We start from the raw sequence: 12,557 nt of genomic DNA, 5'->3' as shown, positions 1-12,557 counted from the left end.
AAGAAGGAACTGCGTTAGCAATGTGTGACAATATGGTCGAACGCGTGGCCCGCAAATTGCGCGAACTCACGAAAGCAAATGGCGGAGTGTGCCGGGGCAACGATGAAACGGGTTGGAACGACTACGTCGGCGATGCCCGTCAGATCATCGCGACCATGCGCAGACCGTCAATGGCGATGAACGACGCAGTCTTCGACATCGGTGACGAAGCCCTTCACCCAAGTCGCGACCGAGCACAGTCAGAATCGGTCTGGCAAACGATGATTGACGCGGCGTTGACCCCCAACTGAGTTCAGCCTGGCAGAGCGTTTGGAGCGGCAAGCAGTCTTGCCTTTGCAGCAGTGAATTCATCATCGGTCAGCGCTCCGCTTTGCCGTAGACCCCAGAGCTGCTCGATCTGAGCCGGAGTGTTGTTCGGCAACGCTGGCGCCTCCGAAACGACCTGACGGGCGCGTTCTTCGGCGCGGATCGCGTTCGAGATAAGCGCGTGGAAATGCTCGAGGCGATCGGCGAGCGGCTTGATCAGGGCATTGTCTGGCTTCAAACCATTGCCCGTAATCTTGAAGAAGGACACTCGGTGTACGGGCATCGTGTGGTCATCGATGACCACCTTCAGACTGAGCTCGTTCACTAACTGCACATTGCGTTTTGAGCCGGTCAGGCCGCCGAGCAGTAAGCCCGCCGGACCGAGCAGCAAGCCGCCAACTGCAGCGCCCATCACCTGGGATCCGCGGTTCGTCTGCGAAAGGGATTGACCGTTTCTCTCGATTTCGACGCTGGCGATTTGTTCCCACGCGACCTGGATCGGACTTTCCATGGTTCCGAGTGCGATCCGGCGCGCCGTCTGATCAACAGCAATAACCGAATTCTCATATGACGAGACGTAGACGTCCCATCCCTTGTACTGGGCCATGAAGGAATCTCTCAGGGCCGCCTTGGCTTTGCCCTTTTGGATTCCATTGACGATCATCCAGCCAATCCCGCCGATGATGATAATCCAGATTAGCACGCCCATGCTTCGCCCCCCAAAGTCCCGCTTCCCGTGCCTGTTTCGGTTTCGATGCGGCGTGAGTCAATCGCGCGGAGTCTCTGATGCATCAGAATTCAGCGATCAGAGCGGAGAGAAAAAATGTTGTAATCTACAGAACCGGAATTCTTCGATTGCATAACAAAATAGTATATCTGTTTCTCGTCGGGAGATATAATAATGTGACGATTAAGCAGGGAGATGACCTTTTCAAGCCAAGATTTTACAGTTGACAACGATAAGTTGTCATCTTTTGCTAAAATATTCTTGACGCTGCCGCGATGAAGCTTGGAGCCCGCCTCTCTATTCCAGAGTTTACTAAGGTCCTGTCGTGTCAAAAAGCCGGATTTCTTGTGGCGCCAGGATGGAATCGCGTCGGAATGGTCATCCTCGTTTTCAAGCGGAGTGGGATAGAACTGTGGATGTAGTTTCTCGAGTTCGCTAATGATCCAGTCTGCTTTGTACGTCCGATACAGTTTGGCCTTAGGCTTGAGATCGCCGTGGATGACTAGGCAGCCAAGCGCGATCAACTCGCAGATCATTCGAAGTTGGAGGTAGCAAAGTTCCTCGCCGATCTTCGCTCGAACAGGCAACTGACCTGCTAAGAGCGACTGGATCGCTTCGGTTCGGTATTTAATCTCCTCCAGCAAACCGCAGTAGGTCGTGATCGATGCTTCGTTCATAATTCCCCCTCCCAGGTACGCGCTGTTCCATCGTTCGGTACCTGGATCATTTGCTCTGACCCGTCCGTAGTAAACTCTCGGCATGACAGACACTTTCTCCCCGATCGGCACAACGCAGGTCGCGCCGCCCTTCGCCAGACTGAGGGCATCGGAGTGAGAGAATGACGTTTCTAGCCCCTCTAAATCACGTCAGCGACGAAGAGCGCCGCCGTCGGAGCCGCGTCCTCGAAGATGGCGAATATGCCCGCTTCGACGTCACCATGCGTGACGGAGCGTCGCGTAGCTCAGTTTTCCTTACCGACACGCAAAAGACGGCCATCGAGTCGAACCGCGCTCTCCGCGATATGGTTCGCGATGCCCAATACACGCTTCCGGATAGGTGCGTGCTCCAGGACGGCGGCGTTTCCACGGCCCCATCAAGCGGCACTGTTCTTGGGGACAGCAGCTCGCGCGTTCGCGATCTGGCGCGCGCCCAGCAGTACGGCGGGTGACGCGCCATGGCCAAACCGCTGGATGAACGCATCGCCTCGGCGCTGTCCACTGACCGCGTCACCATCACAACTCTCGAGGAACTGATCCCCGAAGCTGAAGCCGAGCACAAACGGCTTGTTGTAGCCCATGCGCGCAACTCAGCCGACAGTCTCGATTTCGCCCTGTCGGAGGACGATCGCGAAGATGCGGCCAGGAAGTCCGAACGCGCCAATCGCAACGCTATTGCGCTTGCCAAGGCACTCGAACAGCTACGCACAAAGTTGGCGACGAAGCGCGAAAGCGACAGCCGTCGAGCGGCCGAAGCAAATCGGACTGCCGCTCTGGCTGAGCGCGACGAACTCGCTGATCGGTTTCGAGATCTCGTGCCCCAAGCCGTCGCTGACCTGGTCCAACTGTTTGCAGCTATCGCCCAAAATGCCGAACGGCTGAAAGCCCTGGGGCTTCACGTGCGAGACGCCGAGGCAGAGGCTCGTGATGTGCCGGGCAACTGGTACATGAACTCCTCGCCGGTCGATCGCTTCGCGGAGATGAAGATTCCGCGTCTTGATGGACCAGGCCGGATTTGGCCGGCGGCGCCTCGGTCAATTCCGCCTGCGCACCAGGATCAGTACGGAATAGCGATCCAGCGCGCGAGAGAGGAACGGGCTCGCTGGAAGCGGTATTTTGTCACGCCTCCGGAAAAGGGCGAACCGACCATCGCAACGCACAGCGGCGAGAGCGTGGTCCTTTCCCCGGCGATCTTCCTCATGAATTCCGAACAGGTCGCCGAGGCTAAAAAGGCTGGCTGCGAAGTCGAGCTAGCAGCAGCCAATCAGCGCATTGGCCTCCCGTCCGGGGGGAGCTTCTAATGATCCCCGCGGCCGTTTCACTGTCGGCCGTCGAGGACGCGGGGCGGGCGTTCTGTGCGGCGCGCCCGCCCCGCAACAGTTCCAGAGGGACACCATGGCATTCCGCGAATTTGAAGACGACATCATCGAGGAGCTGCTCGAGCGACTTTCGAAGGGTGAGTCCATTCGTTCGATTTGCCGGGATCAACGGATGCCCAACGCCTCAACGATATGGGCTTGGTCCAACGCCGACGATCAGCTCGCCAAGCGCATCCTTGAGGCGCGGGAAATCGGCTATCACGACCTCGCGGAGCGTACCCTTGCCGACGTCGAGAAGTGCAAGGATCCAATCAAGGCTCGGCTCGTATTCGATTCAAGGCGCTGGTTTCTTGGAAAAATCTCGCATTCCTATCGCGATAGACCGGTCGCGATTGGGGCGCTGGTAAGTGGAAGTGATGATGCCTTCGCCGCCGTCGCAGAAGCTCTTAACAGAGCTAGCGCCACCATTGCGAGCAGCAGCCACAGCACGCAGCCGGTGGTTATCGCAGGCGAGACCGGATCAGGTGACGCCGCCGGGCGACTGGAGAACATGGCTTCTCCTCGCCGGCAGGGGCTTTGGCAAGACGAGGGTGGGAAGTGAAGAGTCCGCTTGGCTCGGAGTTCAGAATCCCGGAGCGCGCATAGCTGTCATTGCGCCGACATTCCAGGATGCGCGGGACACTTGCATAGAAGGCGAGAGCGGGCTTTTGGCGGTCCTGCCAAAGACTTGCGTTGAGACCTACAATCGCAGCCTTGGCGAACTGATCCTGTTCAACGGGACGCGCTATAAGCTCTTCAGCGCCACCGAGCCGGAACGCCTCCGAGGCCCGCAGCACCATTTCGCGTGGTGCGATGAGCTCGCTGCGTTTCCCGATCCAGCGGCGTGGGACCAGATGCTGTTCGGCTTGCGTCTCGGTCAGCATCCACAAGTCATTGCCACCACGACGCCGAAGCCGACACCGCTGATCCTCAAGCTTGTCCGGACCGAGGGCGTGATGATCACGCGGGGATCCACGTTCGACAACGCCGCCAATCTCCCTGAAGGAACGCTCGCGCACCTCCGTGACCGTTATGAGGGCACCCGGCTGGGCCGCCAAGAACTGTTCGCCGAGCTGCTCGAGAACGTCGAGGGCGCGCTCTGGACGGCCGACATGATCGATGGACAACGGGTTCGCTCAATGCCCGATCTGCAGCGCGTCGTGGTCGCCGTCGACCCGAGCGGCACGAAGGGCAACGGCGGTGGTGACGACATTGGTATCGTGGCGGCCGGCAAGGGCAGGGATGGCCGTTTCTATGTCCTTGAGGATGCCAGCTGCAATCTGAGCCCGGATGGCTGGGCACGCCAGGTTGCCCGGACATACGACAAGTGGAGCGCAGATCGGGTCGTCGCCGAGGCTAATTTTGGCGGTGCCATGATAGAGAGTGTACTGCGCACTGCGGCGCCTCACCTCCCAATCAAGATGGTGACGGCCTCGCGCGGAAAGGTCGTTCGGGCGGAGCCGATCGCCGCGCTCTACGAGCAAGGCAAGGTGTCGCACGTCGGCGAATTCGGCCTGCTCGAAAGCCAGATGTGTTTCATGACCGGCGCCGGTTTCAAAGGCGAGGGCTCGCCTGATCGAGTTGATGCCCTGGTGTGGGCGTTGACCGAGTTGAGCGGCGCCGGTCGATCGGTGTTCGACGTGCTATGAAGGGCCGCGATCGCTACCTCGCCCGTCTCAGGCGCCTTCCGGAGAAGCACCGCCGTGCCTTGAAACTTGCGGTCTACGCTGCAGCCGACATGGTGGCCAGCGAGGCTGCGATATCCATCACGAACGGAGCGGTCGGGGGCAAGAACCACATCCCTTCGCCCCCAGGGGAGCCGCCCAACGCCGACACCGGCCACCTCGCTTCGTCCATCCGTGTCGACCAGATCGATGAGCTCTCTGCTCGGGTGGTTGCCGGTGCTCGTTATGCCGCAGCACTTGAGTTCGGAACCTCGAAGATGGCCGAGCGCCCCTTCATGCGGCCCGCGGCAAGGAAAGTCGCGGCGGAGATGAAATCGCTGGTCGTGGCGACGATGCGGCGGTCAGGAGAAGCCGAATGAAGGTCGACGAGATCGCGGTCGAACTGAGGGCCGACATCGCAGAATACGAGCGCAGGATGAGGGGCGCAGCCAGTCTGGCCGAGCAAAGCCTTGGCAGGGTCGACAGGTCCTTCATGGAGGCGGAAAGGACTGCCACGAGGTCGAGCGCCGTGATTGGCCGATCCTTTGATCAGGCGGCGCAGCGCTCCCGCCTGTTGGGCTACCAGATCAGCGACATTGGTACGCAACTGGCCTCAGGACAAAGCCCCTTCCTGATCCTGGCGCAGCAAGCGCCTCAGGTCGCGAATGCTCTCGAAGGCGTGGGCGGTGTAGCTGGCCGCCTCGCCGCGTTCTTCAGCGGTCCGTGGGGTGCAGCACTGCTCGCGGCCACGTCCATTGCCGGTGTGTTCGTCAGCAAGCTCTGGGATACGGCGGATGCGGCGGACGCCGCTGCCGGGGCAACCACTCGTCTGGCGCAGGCGACCGAGAACCTCCGAAATCTGAAGTTTGGGACCGAAGACCTCGATCTCAAAACGAAAGAGATGCTGCAGTTGGAAGGCCGGGCGGCTGCACTGGAGCGGCGTGCTGCGCAGGCCGGCGCAAATCGAGGCGCCGGTGGTCTCTATTACAAGCAACAGGCAGAAGATCTCCGTCGCCAAATCGCTGTGATCCGCCGCGATCTGGAATTCGCGACCAACCCAACCAACCCCGTTCGCACCGTGCGGGACCGCAACCAGGCCATTTTTGACGCGCGTCCGGATCGCGGTGGCGGCTCGACGCGAGCGAACAGGGCTAGCCAGGGAGACGCACAGGCCGCCCAACGTGAGAGTGAGCGCATCGCCCGCGAAGCCGCAGCACTAGACAAGCGCTATGAGAGCACGCGGGAGCAGCTGCAACTCGAGCGCCAACTCCAGGAACTGCGCGATCGGGGAACCGACTCGGCGAAGATGGAAGCCGACATCCTTGAGGCAAACCACCGCATCGAGTCGCAGTTTCCCGAGCTGGCGGAATCCGTGGCGCAGGCCGACAAGGACCGTCTCGCCATCCTCAAGGAGATCGCGCGCGCGACGATCGAGGAAGCTTATGGGCGTAAGGCCGCCAAGGACGCGCTCGACGAGTGGTTCGCCGAAGCAGAGAAGCGCCAGAAGGAGCAGGCCGAGCAGCGTAAGACACTGGAGGCCGAAGCGGCCCGACAGCAGGAAATGCAAATTCGCACCCTGGCGCAGCTCTACTACGATGCGTTCCAGGGCGGCACCGATGCGATCTGGGACAACTTCAAGCAGATCGGCTTTGCCGTCGTAGCGGAGGTCCTGGCGCGGTTCACGGCCGCCAAGCTTGGCGGAGGCGGTTTCAACCTTGGCGATGCCCTCGGGATGGCCATTGGTTCGGTGCTGCCGGGCTTCGCGACCGGCGGCTCGATGACAATCGGCGGCCGTGGCGGCGTGGACCGCAACGTCTTGTCTCTCAACGGTCGGCCCATAGCCAAGGTCTCTTCGGGCGAGACGCTCAACGTGACGAATCCCAGCCTGTCGAAGGGCGGGAATGGCGGAACGATGGTCGCTCAGACGTTCCAGGTGGACGCGCGCGGCGCCTGGCTCGCAGACGACTTCGGTCGGATGCTGCTCCAGGAAGCCGGTCGACAGGCCATGGCGATGGATGTCCACGCAGCAAAACAGACGCTCAGGGTCGTGCCGGCCCGGATGGCACAGTTCCAAAAGGACGGCACCTGATGCTGAGCCCGGTTCGTATGGATTGCGATCCTGTCTCGCTGGGGGCCTTCCTTCAGGCCGCGGCAAAGGACCGGGGGCCGTGGAACTGCTCCACTCTCGCAGCGGATTGGTGCGTGGCGCTGGGCCACCCGGACTTCGCGGCCAAGTGGCGGCATATCGTCGGCGAAGTGGAGTGCGAGGAAGCCGCCTCTGACGGACTGATCGAGCTCTGGCGTGAAGGTATCGGCGAGACGCTGCCTCAAGTCCCCATTGATGGGCTTGAAGTTGGTGACATCGCGATACTCTCTCTCTCGGCCCGTTGGAGGCCGGTGCGATCTGGACCGGCGAGCGCTGCGCCATCAAGCGGCCGAAAGGGCTTCATTTCGCCGGTAAAGATCATCTCAATGTCATTGCAGCATGGAGACCCTGAACATGGGTAAGACCCTAAGTCGTGTTCTGACGATAACCGCCATGGCCGTCGGCGCCGTGCTCGTTCCTCAGCTGGCTTTGCCATTTGCGGCGATGGCACTTTCGGAAGGGGCGGGCCTATTGGGCCTCGGTGCCTCGGCACCAAAGGTCGAAACCGGTGAGACAGCGATTAAGCCACGGCGCGCTGGATCGACTCTCACGTTAGATGGAGAAACCGCGTGACTGCGATGAACCTTATCGTACAGGCACGGGCTCGGGCGGCGTTCCTGCTCACCGACACCGCCTCAATATGGTCGCGCAGCGGGAAGGTGGCGCACTTCGGTTCAAAGGTAATCCCGGTCTACATCGATGGCCGGGCCGTTGCAGCAGTTGCCGTATCGGGACGGCTGGAGCCAAGCGATCTTGCCGAGCGGATGGACGAGATATCTCCACAGTCGCTATCCGGATTTCTGGAGGAGTTCCCGGAGGTATTCCGCGCTACCGAGCGGGCACTCAAGAAGCGAGACGCGGCGGGCTCAATGGCAGCTGTGATAGCGGCTTTTGACCATGAGCGAAGCCGGCCGATCGGATATCGAATTGCGAACGACAATCTGCTCTTCCCGCCAGGCTATCGACCATACGAACTGAAGCAGACCTCGCGACATTTGACCGAGTTCAATCCCGATAACGTCACACTGCTTCAATCCGATTTCTGTGATCCGCGACACTGGGAGCCGGATCGAGACGCCGAAAAGCTGATCGAAGCCCAGCGCCGCGATCCGGATATTCTGCATGGCCGCCACAGCATTGGCGGGGAGGCGGTGCTGACTAGGGTCGATGCGAGCGGCGTTTGCAGCAAGGTGCTCAAGGCTTGGCCAGACAGGGTCGGACGTCGGATCAATCCCGAAGCTTCGGTTCGGTCGACAACTTTGGGCAGTCGGCTAGCCGAGATTGCCTCGAAGTGGGATACGGCAAGACAAATTTTCAACGCGGCGGTTGGTCGCGTGCTGGGCTAAGGGGGGCGTGTGGACGATCTGAAGAAGCAACTCGTTACCGCTCATTTCCTCGCTGAGGCACTCGGTCATGCGAAAGGCGAAGTCATGGGCGAGATTGATGCCAAGATCGGTCTCGTGCTTTCCCTTCTGATCAAAGCAAGATTGCTTGATCGCGAGTCAGTTATTGAGACCATCCGCGAGCATATTCATTTTCATGATAATGAATACATTCGCGATCGCTTGTCGCTTATGCTCCAGATTTGGGAGCAGGGTCCGCCGACCTTCACGGTCATCGACGGGGGCAAAACCGACTAACTTCGACTGCTGCTGGCGTAGGCTAAATCGTGCGTAAGAGGGCGATTAGTGCGACCAGGAGTGCGGGGTGCGCAAGGCGCACATCACTGCCGAGCCAATGGAGAAGCCTCAGAAGCCTAAGTGGATCATTGCGCGAGAGATGCCCGAGGATTGATGATGTCGGTGCCTCGGGCGTTTGCCGCCGCGGCATAGGCTAGGCCTCTCAACTGCACGTTCAGCCCCTCCGCCTCAAATGCCTCCACGATGTTCGCTGCCTCGCGGGGCTCAAGGTGAGTATCGTGGTAGACGAATACGCGACCAGGGAAAGCTTGAGCCGAACTCGTTGAAGACCGAACGTCGCCTGGGCCTATTGTGACAACGCCCACATCTCTGACCAGCTCTCGGTACAAGCGGCGCGCATGGCGGGCGAAGACTGTAATGACGCCTACTGTAATGGGAGTCGGCGGGACATAGATGGACAGAAAATCCACCTGAGTTTCGAAGTCCCGATGGCATTCGATTTCGACTGCTATAATCTCCTCAGGGGGACCGCACTCGAAGGTCGAACTAACCTTTAGCGTGGTGGAGAAATCTGTTTCGAAGAACTCCCTCACATTCTTCCATGTCCGCGCAGCGGGCGGCGAAGCTTCTTTGGGTTTATGGAAGAATAACCATCCGCCAACAACAAGTGCGGCGGCGCACACGATCCACGCCCCCCAAAGCGGCCAACCCGATAAGCGAGGAAAGGTAAGGGGCAGCAAAAACGCCACGACGATGGCCGCTGCCGAACCAATAAACCCACCAATCTCCCTCTTTACCATTGCTGCGCCGTATCACGAGGGCTTTGAGTTTGTAAGACTTGCGAATGCCTGAGGTTAACGGCGGGCGCGCCGCGATGCTGGCTCCAACAGGCACGACGCGCCCAGGGCAATCGTAGCGCCGGCCGCGCCGAATGCCTTAACCTGGATCGATCGATGGCGATGGTGGACGCGCCGAGTGGTGAGGGCCGCGACGCGTCCAGGCCGGAAATGCTGCGATCGCGGAGCTGTTCCGTTTTTGACGTGTGATAAGGCCGGTCGCTATTGGGCTGCGCCCTTGCCGGTTTCCGCGAACGGATCGAGAGGGATGTGCTCGAGCCTCTCCCGATCTTTGCGCTCCTGTTCAACGTCAGCGGCCAACTCCCGCCGGCAACGCTCGAGCACAGCCAGCGCTGCGCCACTGCCATCTAACGAGAGATCGTCTATTAGGGCCTCACCACGCATTATCGTGAGGCCGCTTGCCTTCGCCATGTCCCCGAGAAATTTCGCGTTGACGACGGTCCCAAAGCCCTTGCGAAAGCTGGTTTGCTCGATGCCAAGTGACTCCAGAGTGTAAACCCAGTCGCCGAGGTAATACTTCAGCTCGTAGCGCTCACCGTCCTTGGCGGACCAGTTGCTGTTCGTGATCATGAGAACAGTGCTAGCGGGATTGTCCTTGATCATCAGGACGACTTCCGTGGAACCTTCGCCCTCGTAATCGTCAAACATGACGCAGGAGTTGCCATTTCGTCCAACGTCCCACCCGCTGATGTCGCGAGACCAATCCTCAGCAGATGCCGGACTGGCAGCGATCGCTGTGAGTGTGAAAATAGCGAGTGGCCACGAGCGCATGTGAGATCCCCCAAGGACCGCAATGGTGGCGCAAATTTCTCACCAGGACAATGCGACGACCTCGCGACGGCCCGTCGAGCGAATGCGATGGCTACATCGTCCGCAGAAGTGCTGTCAGCGCCACCAGGAACGATGCCAAGGAAATGATCACCGCCCAACGCGCCGGAGTCCGCCAACTTTCGCGTCGTCGCATCTCGCTAGCAGCCAACTGACCATCTTTGGTGCGTTCGCCACGAGCCAGCAATTCGGCAAGCTCTTCGTCCGTCAGCCGCGCAATCTGGCGTCGTCCGGGATTTAGTATCTCTTCGACCGAATCCTGAGGCCGTTCCCGAGGGTCGAGGCTGTCGATCCAGTAGCTAGTGCGGGCGTCGTCGATCTTCGCCAGCAGTCCAGGTTTGCGAGCCAACTGATTCCCCTATGTCTTCGAGCGCTGCACTAGTCCCTATGGGCGCTGTTCCTAGTCACTACGCCTGGGATCTCGCGCACAATGCTATCAACTGATCGACCCACCACTTCTCTGCAAAGGCGGACGCGATTTCGGCCTCCGCAAAGTCGACAGCCAAGCGATCTCTAATCGCGTCGATGTCCTGGAACTCGCCGGTGCCGGCGTAGTGGATCGCGCGCAGTCGAATTCGGTTCTTTTCGTTGTCAGTCACAGAACCTCCGCTTCGGTTGGCTCAGATGAAGTGAATGATGCCGTCACCCTCGGGTTTGTGGGAAGACAAGGCGTTAACGAAGAACTCGGATTCGCGGATGAAGGCACTTACCTTCGAGGCAATGGCTTGCATGGCATCCAGCTCTGGCAAATCGGAATAGCCTTGGAGTGATGATCCGAGCACAGGCAAAGTGAAGTACTCCAGTCCTTTCGCCTTGAAGTGGACAGTGGCGGCGGCCAGGTGAGCATTATCTTGCGTGTCGAACATTCTCTCGCCGTAGATTTCCTCAAACCTGCCCACCACTTTGCAAAGGTCGTGCGCTAGCGTTGGCAACTCCGCCTTGCGCTCCGGGGTGCAGTCGTCTGCGAGGATGGCTGCTTTCAGACCTATCTCGATTGACGCGCAAAGGACGTACATCCGCGCCAAAAATGCTCCGTCGCAATCGTAGCTCGCTGCCATGGAAAACAAATCGTTCGAGATCTTGGCCATCGCCACTGGCGTAATGACCGCAAGCGCCGGCTCGACGGTAATGGTAACATTAGTCGCCAAGATCGAGCCCCCGCATTTTCCAGTGGTGCACCGGAATCGCGGTCGGAGCAATCAAACTACGTGTGGGCCAACGTGTGGGAACGCCCCAATCGGCACGACAGAAAATCGTGCTTTTACAATATATTGGAGCGGAAGAGTGGCTCCCCGAGTTGGATTCGAACCAACGACCAAGTGATTAACAGTCACCTACTCTACCGCTGAGCTATCGGGGAGCAGCCGCGCGGGCAGGGGTGCGCCTATATGGGCGACCTGACGCTTTGACAAGCCCGACTTGTGGGAAATTGTTCAGTAGGCGAATTGCTCCGCGACAATGCGGTCGTCGAGCGCATGACCTGGGTCGAACAGCAGGGTCATTTCACGCGAATTGTCGATTTCCAGTCGCACTTCCGCGACGTCGCGCAGCTCTTTCTGGTCCGCCACGACGGATACGGGACGCTTCTTGGGATCGAGCACGCGAAAGGTCACGCGGCTGCGATCGGGGAGGACAGCACCTCTCCAGCGCCGCGGCCGGAACGGGCTGATCGGCGTAAGAGCCAACATCTGCGAATCGAGCGGAAGAATCGGCCCGTTCGCTGAATAGTTGTACGCGGTGGAGCCGACGGGTGTCGCCAGCAGCACTCCATCGCCCGCCAGCTCGGCAATTCTCACCCGCTCATTGACGCTGATCTCGATCTTCGCTGTCTGCCGCGTTTCGCGTAGCAACGACACTTCGTTGATGGCGTAAAAGCTCTCGGTTTCGCCCGACTGTGTCACGGCTTCCATCCGCAAGGGAGAAACGGCAATGGGCCTAGCTTTCGCCAACCGGTCGAGCAGGCGGCAGCCTTTTGTGTAGCGATTCATCAAGAAACCGACCGTGCCGAGGTTGAGTCCGTAGACGGGCCGCAGGGCATCGTCCTCGATCATACGGTGCATGGTTTCGAGCATGAAGCCGTCGCCGCCGAGCACGACCGCGGCATCGGCTTCTTCCAGCGCGACCCAGTCAGTGCAACCGGCGAGATCCGCGGCCGCTTCCTGGGCGCGATCCGTTGGCGAGGCCAGCAGCGCGAGTTTCTCGTAAGTTATGGCAGCATCCCCCTTGCTAGTGTTCCACAGCCTATGGTCGGCCGTCCCGATTTGCAACGCGGGCTGCAAGACGGGAGACGGGCCGTCACATATCGGTCAGACGCG

At 59.9% G+C, this 12,557-nt stretch carries 18 protein-coding genes and 1 tRNA gene; 10 read left to right on the top strand and 9 right to left on the bottom strand.

The genetic code is table 11. The annotated features are described in order from the left end of the window. Window positions 1-32 precede the first annotated feature (32 nt). The gene (locus KK137_RS06385; RefSeq protein WP_214535322.1) at window positions 33-290 is read left to right on the top strand and encodes a hypothetical protein; all 258 of its coding nucleotides are present in this window, start codon (window positions 33-35) and stop codon (window positions 288-290) included. Window positions 291-292: 2 nt separating this feature from the next. On the opposite strand, the gene KK137_RS06380 is transcribed toward KK137_RS06385, so the two are convergent. After that, entirely contained in the window at window positions 293-1,015 is a 723-nt protein-coding gene (locus KK137_RS06380; protein ID WP_214535321.1) for an SHOCT domain-containing protein, read from the bottom strand. A gap of 89 nt (window positions 1,016-1,104) precedes the next feature. Beyond that, window positions 1,105-1,710 (bottom strand): hypothetical protein, encoded by a 606-nt coding sequence (locus KK137_RS06375; RefSeq protein WP_214535320.1) that lies wholly within the window; start codon window positions 1,708-1,710, stop codon window positions 1,105-1,107. 161 nt (window positions 1,711-1,871) lie between these two features. Between KK137_RS06375 and KK137_RS06370 the strand changes: the two genes are divergently transcribed. The 9 genes from KK137_RS06370 to KK137_RS06330 all read left to right on the top strand — a co-directional run bounded on the left by KK137_RS06370 (window position 1,872) and on the right by KK137_RS06330 (window position 8,557). Then, window positions 1,872-2,201, top strand: a complete 330-nt coding sequence (locus KK137_RS06370) for a hypothetical protein (protein ID WP_214535319.1) — start codon at window positions 1,872-1,874, stop codon at window positions 2,199-2,201. Between the two features lie 6 nt (window positions 2,202-2,207). Then, on the top strand, window positions 2,208-3,050 hold the full coding sequence (locus KK137_RS06365) for a hypothetical protein (RefSeq protein ID WP_214535318.1): 843 nt from the start codon (window positions 2,208-2,210) through the stop codon (window positions 3,048-3,050). A 94-nt stretch (window positions 3,051-3,144) separates the two neighbouring features. Further along, window positions 3,145-3,669, top strand: a complete 525-nt coding sequence (locus KK137_RS06360) for a terminase small subunit-like protein (RefSeq protein ID WP_214535317.1) — start codon at window positions 3,145-3,147, stop codon at window positions 3,667-3,669. Continuing rightward, window positions 3,593-4,756 (top strand): DNA-packaging protein, encoded by a 1,164-nt coding sequence (locus tag KK137_RS16815; protein WP_338027990.1) that lies wholly within the window; start codon window positions 3,593-3,595, stop codon window positions 4,754-4,756. Before KK137_RS06360 ends, KK137_RS16815 begins: the two co-directional genes overlap by 77 nt. Next, on the top strand, window positions 4,753-5,151 hold the full coding sequence (locus KK137_RS06350; RefSeq protein ID WP_214535315.1) for an HK97-gp10 family putative phage morphogenesis protein: 399 nt from the start codon (window positions 4,753-4,755) through the stop codon (window positions 5,149-5,151). The genes KK137_RS16815 and KK137_RS06350 overlap by 4 nt, the downstream gene beginning before the upstream one ends. Next, entirely contained in the window at window positions 5,148-6,860 is a 1,713-nt protein-coding gene (locus KK137_RS06345; RefSeq protein ID WP_214535314.1) for a phage tail length tape measure family protein, read from the top strand. The genes KK137_RS06350 and KK137_RS06345 overlap by 4 nt, the downstream gene beginning before the upstream one ends. Continuing rightward, window positions 6,860-7,279 (top strand): hypothetical protein, encoded by a 420-nt coding sequence (locus tag KK137_RS06340; RefSeq protein ID WP_214535313.1) that lies wholly within the window; start codon window positions 6,860-6,862, stop codon window positions 7,277-7,279. The genes KK137_RS06345 and KK137_RS06340 overlap by 1 nt, the downstream gene beginning before the upstream one ends. Before the next feature lie 207 nt (window positions 7,280-7,486). Further along, window positions 7,487-8,263 (top strand): hypothetical protein, encoded by a 777-nt coding sequence (locus KK137_RS06335; RefSeq protein WP_214535312.1) that lies wholly within the window; start codon window positions 7,487-7,489, stop codon window positions 8,261-8,263. A gap of 9 nt (window positions 8,264-8,272) precedes the next feature. Continuing rightward, on the top strand, window positions 8,273-8,557 hold the full coding sequence (locus KK137_RS06330) for a hypothetical protein (RefSeq protein ID WP_214535311.1): 285 nt from the start codon (window positions 8,273-8,275) through the stop codon (window positions 8,555-8,557). 125 nt (window positions 8,558-8,682) lie between these two features. On the opposite strand, the gene KK137_RS06325 is transcribed toward KK137_RS06330, so the two are convergent. From KK137_RS06325 to KK137_RS06295, 7 genes are all read right to left on the bottom strand, one after another. After that, a complete protein-coding gene (locus tag KK137_RS06325) occupies window positions 8,683-9,357 on the bottom strand; it encodes a hypothetical protein (protein WP_214535310.1) in 675 nt (224 codons plus the stop codon). A 258-nt stretch (window positions 9,358-9,615) separates the two neighbouring features. Then, window positions 9,616-10,062: a hypothetical protein gene (locus KK137_RS06320; RefSeq protein WP_214535309.1), complete on the bottom strand. Its 447-nt coding sequence runs from the start codon at window positions 10,060-10,062 to the stop codon at window positions 9,616-9,618. A 214-nt stretch (window positions 10,063-10,276) separates the two neighbouring features. Then, on the bottom strand, window positions 10,277-10,591 hold the full coding sequence (locus tag KK137_RS06315; RefSeq protein WP_214535308.1) for a hypothetical protein: 315 nt from the start codon (window positions 10,589-10,591) through the stop codon (window positions 10,277-10,279). Between the two features lie 58 nt (window positions 10,592-10,649). Continuing rightward, window positions 10,650-10,841, bottom strand: a complete 192-nt coding sequence (locus KK137_RS06310) for a hypothetical protein (RefSeq protein WP_214535307.1) — start codon at window positions 10,839-10,841, stop codon at window positions 10,650-10,652. Window positions 10,842-10,862: 21 nt separating this feature from the next. Continuing rightward, window positions 10,863-11,330: a hypothetical protein gene (locus KK137_RS06305; protein ID WP_214535306.1), complete on the bottom strand. Its 468-nt coding sequence runs from the start codon at window positions 11,328-11,330 to the stop codon at window positions 10,863-10,865. 197 nt (window positions 11,331-11,527) lie between these two features. Beyond that, window positions 11,528-11,602: transfer RNA gene (locus KK137_RS06300), tRNA-Asn, on the bottom strand. A 73-nt stretch (window positions 11,603-11,675) separates the two neighbouring features. Next, complete coding sequence (locus KK137_RS06295) at window positions 11,676-12,503, bottom strand: NAD kinase (RefSeq protein WP_338028026.1); 828 nt, start codon at window positions 12,501-12,503, stop codon at window positions 11,676-11,678. Between the last annotated feature and the right edge of the window lie 54 nt (window positions 12,504-12,557).

This window comes from Croceibacterium selenioxidans, from assembly GCF_018599195.1.
GTDB lineage: Bacteria > Pseudomonadota > Alphaproteobacteria > Sphingomonadales > Sphingomonadaceae > Croceibacterium_A > Croceibacterium_A selenioxidans.
Note: the sequence above shows the minus strand (reverse complement) of the source record. Positions and strands in the feature narration are given on the sequence as shown.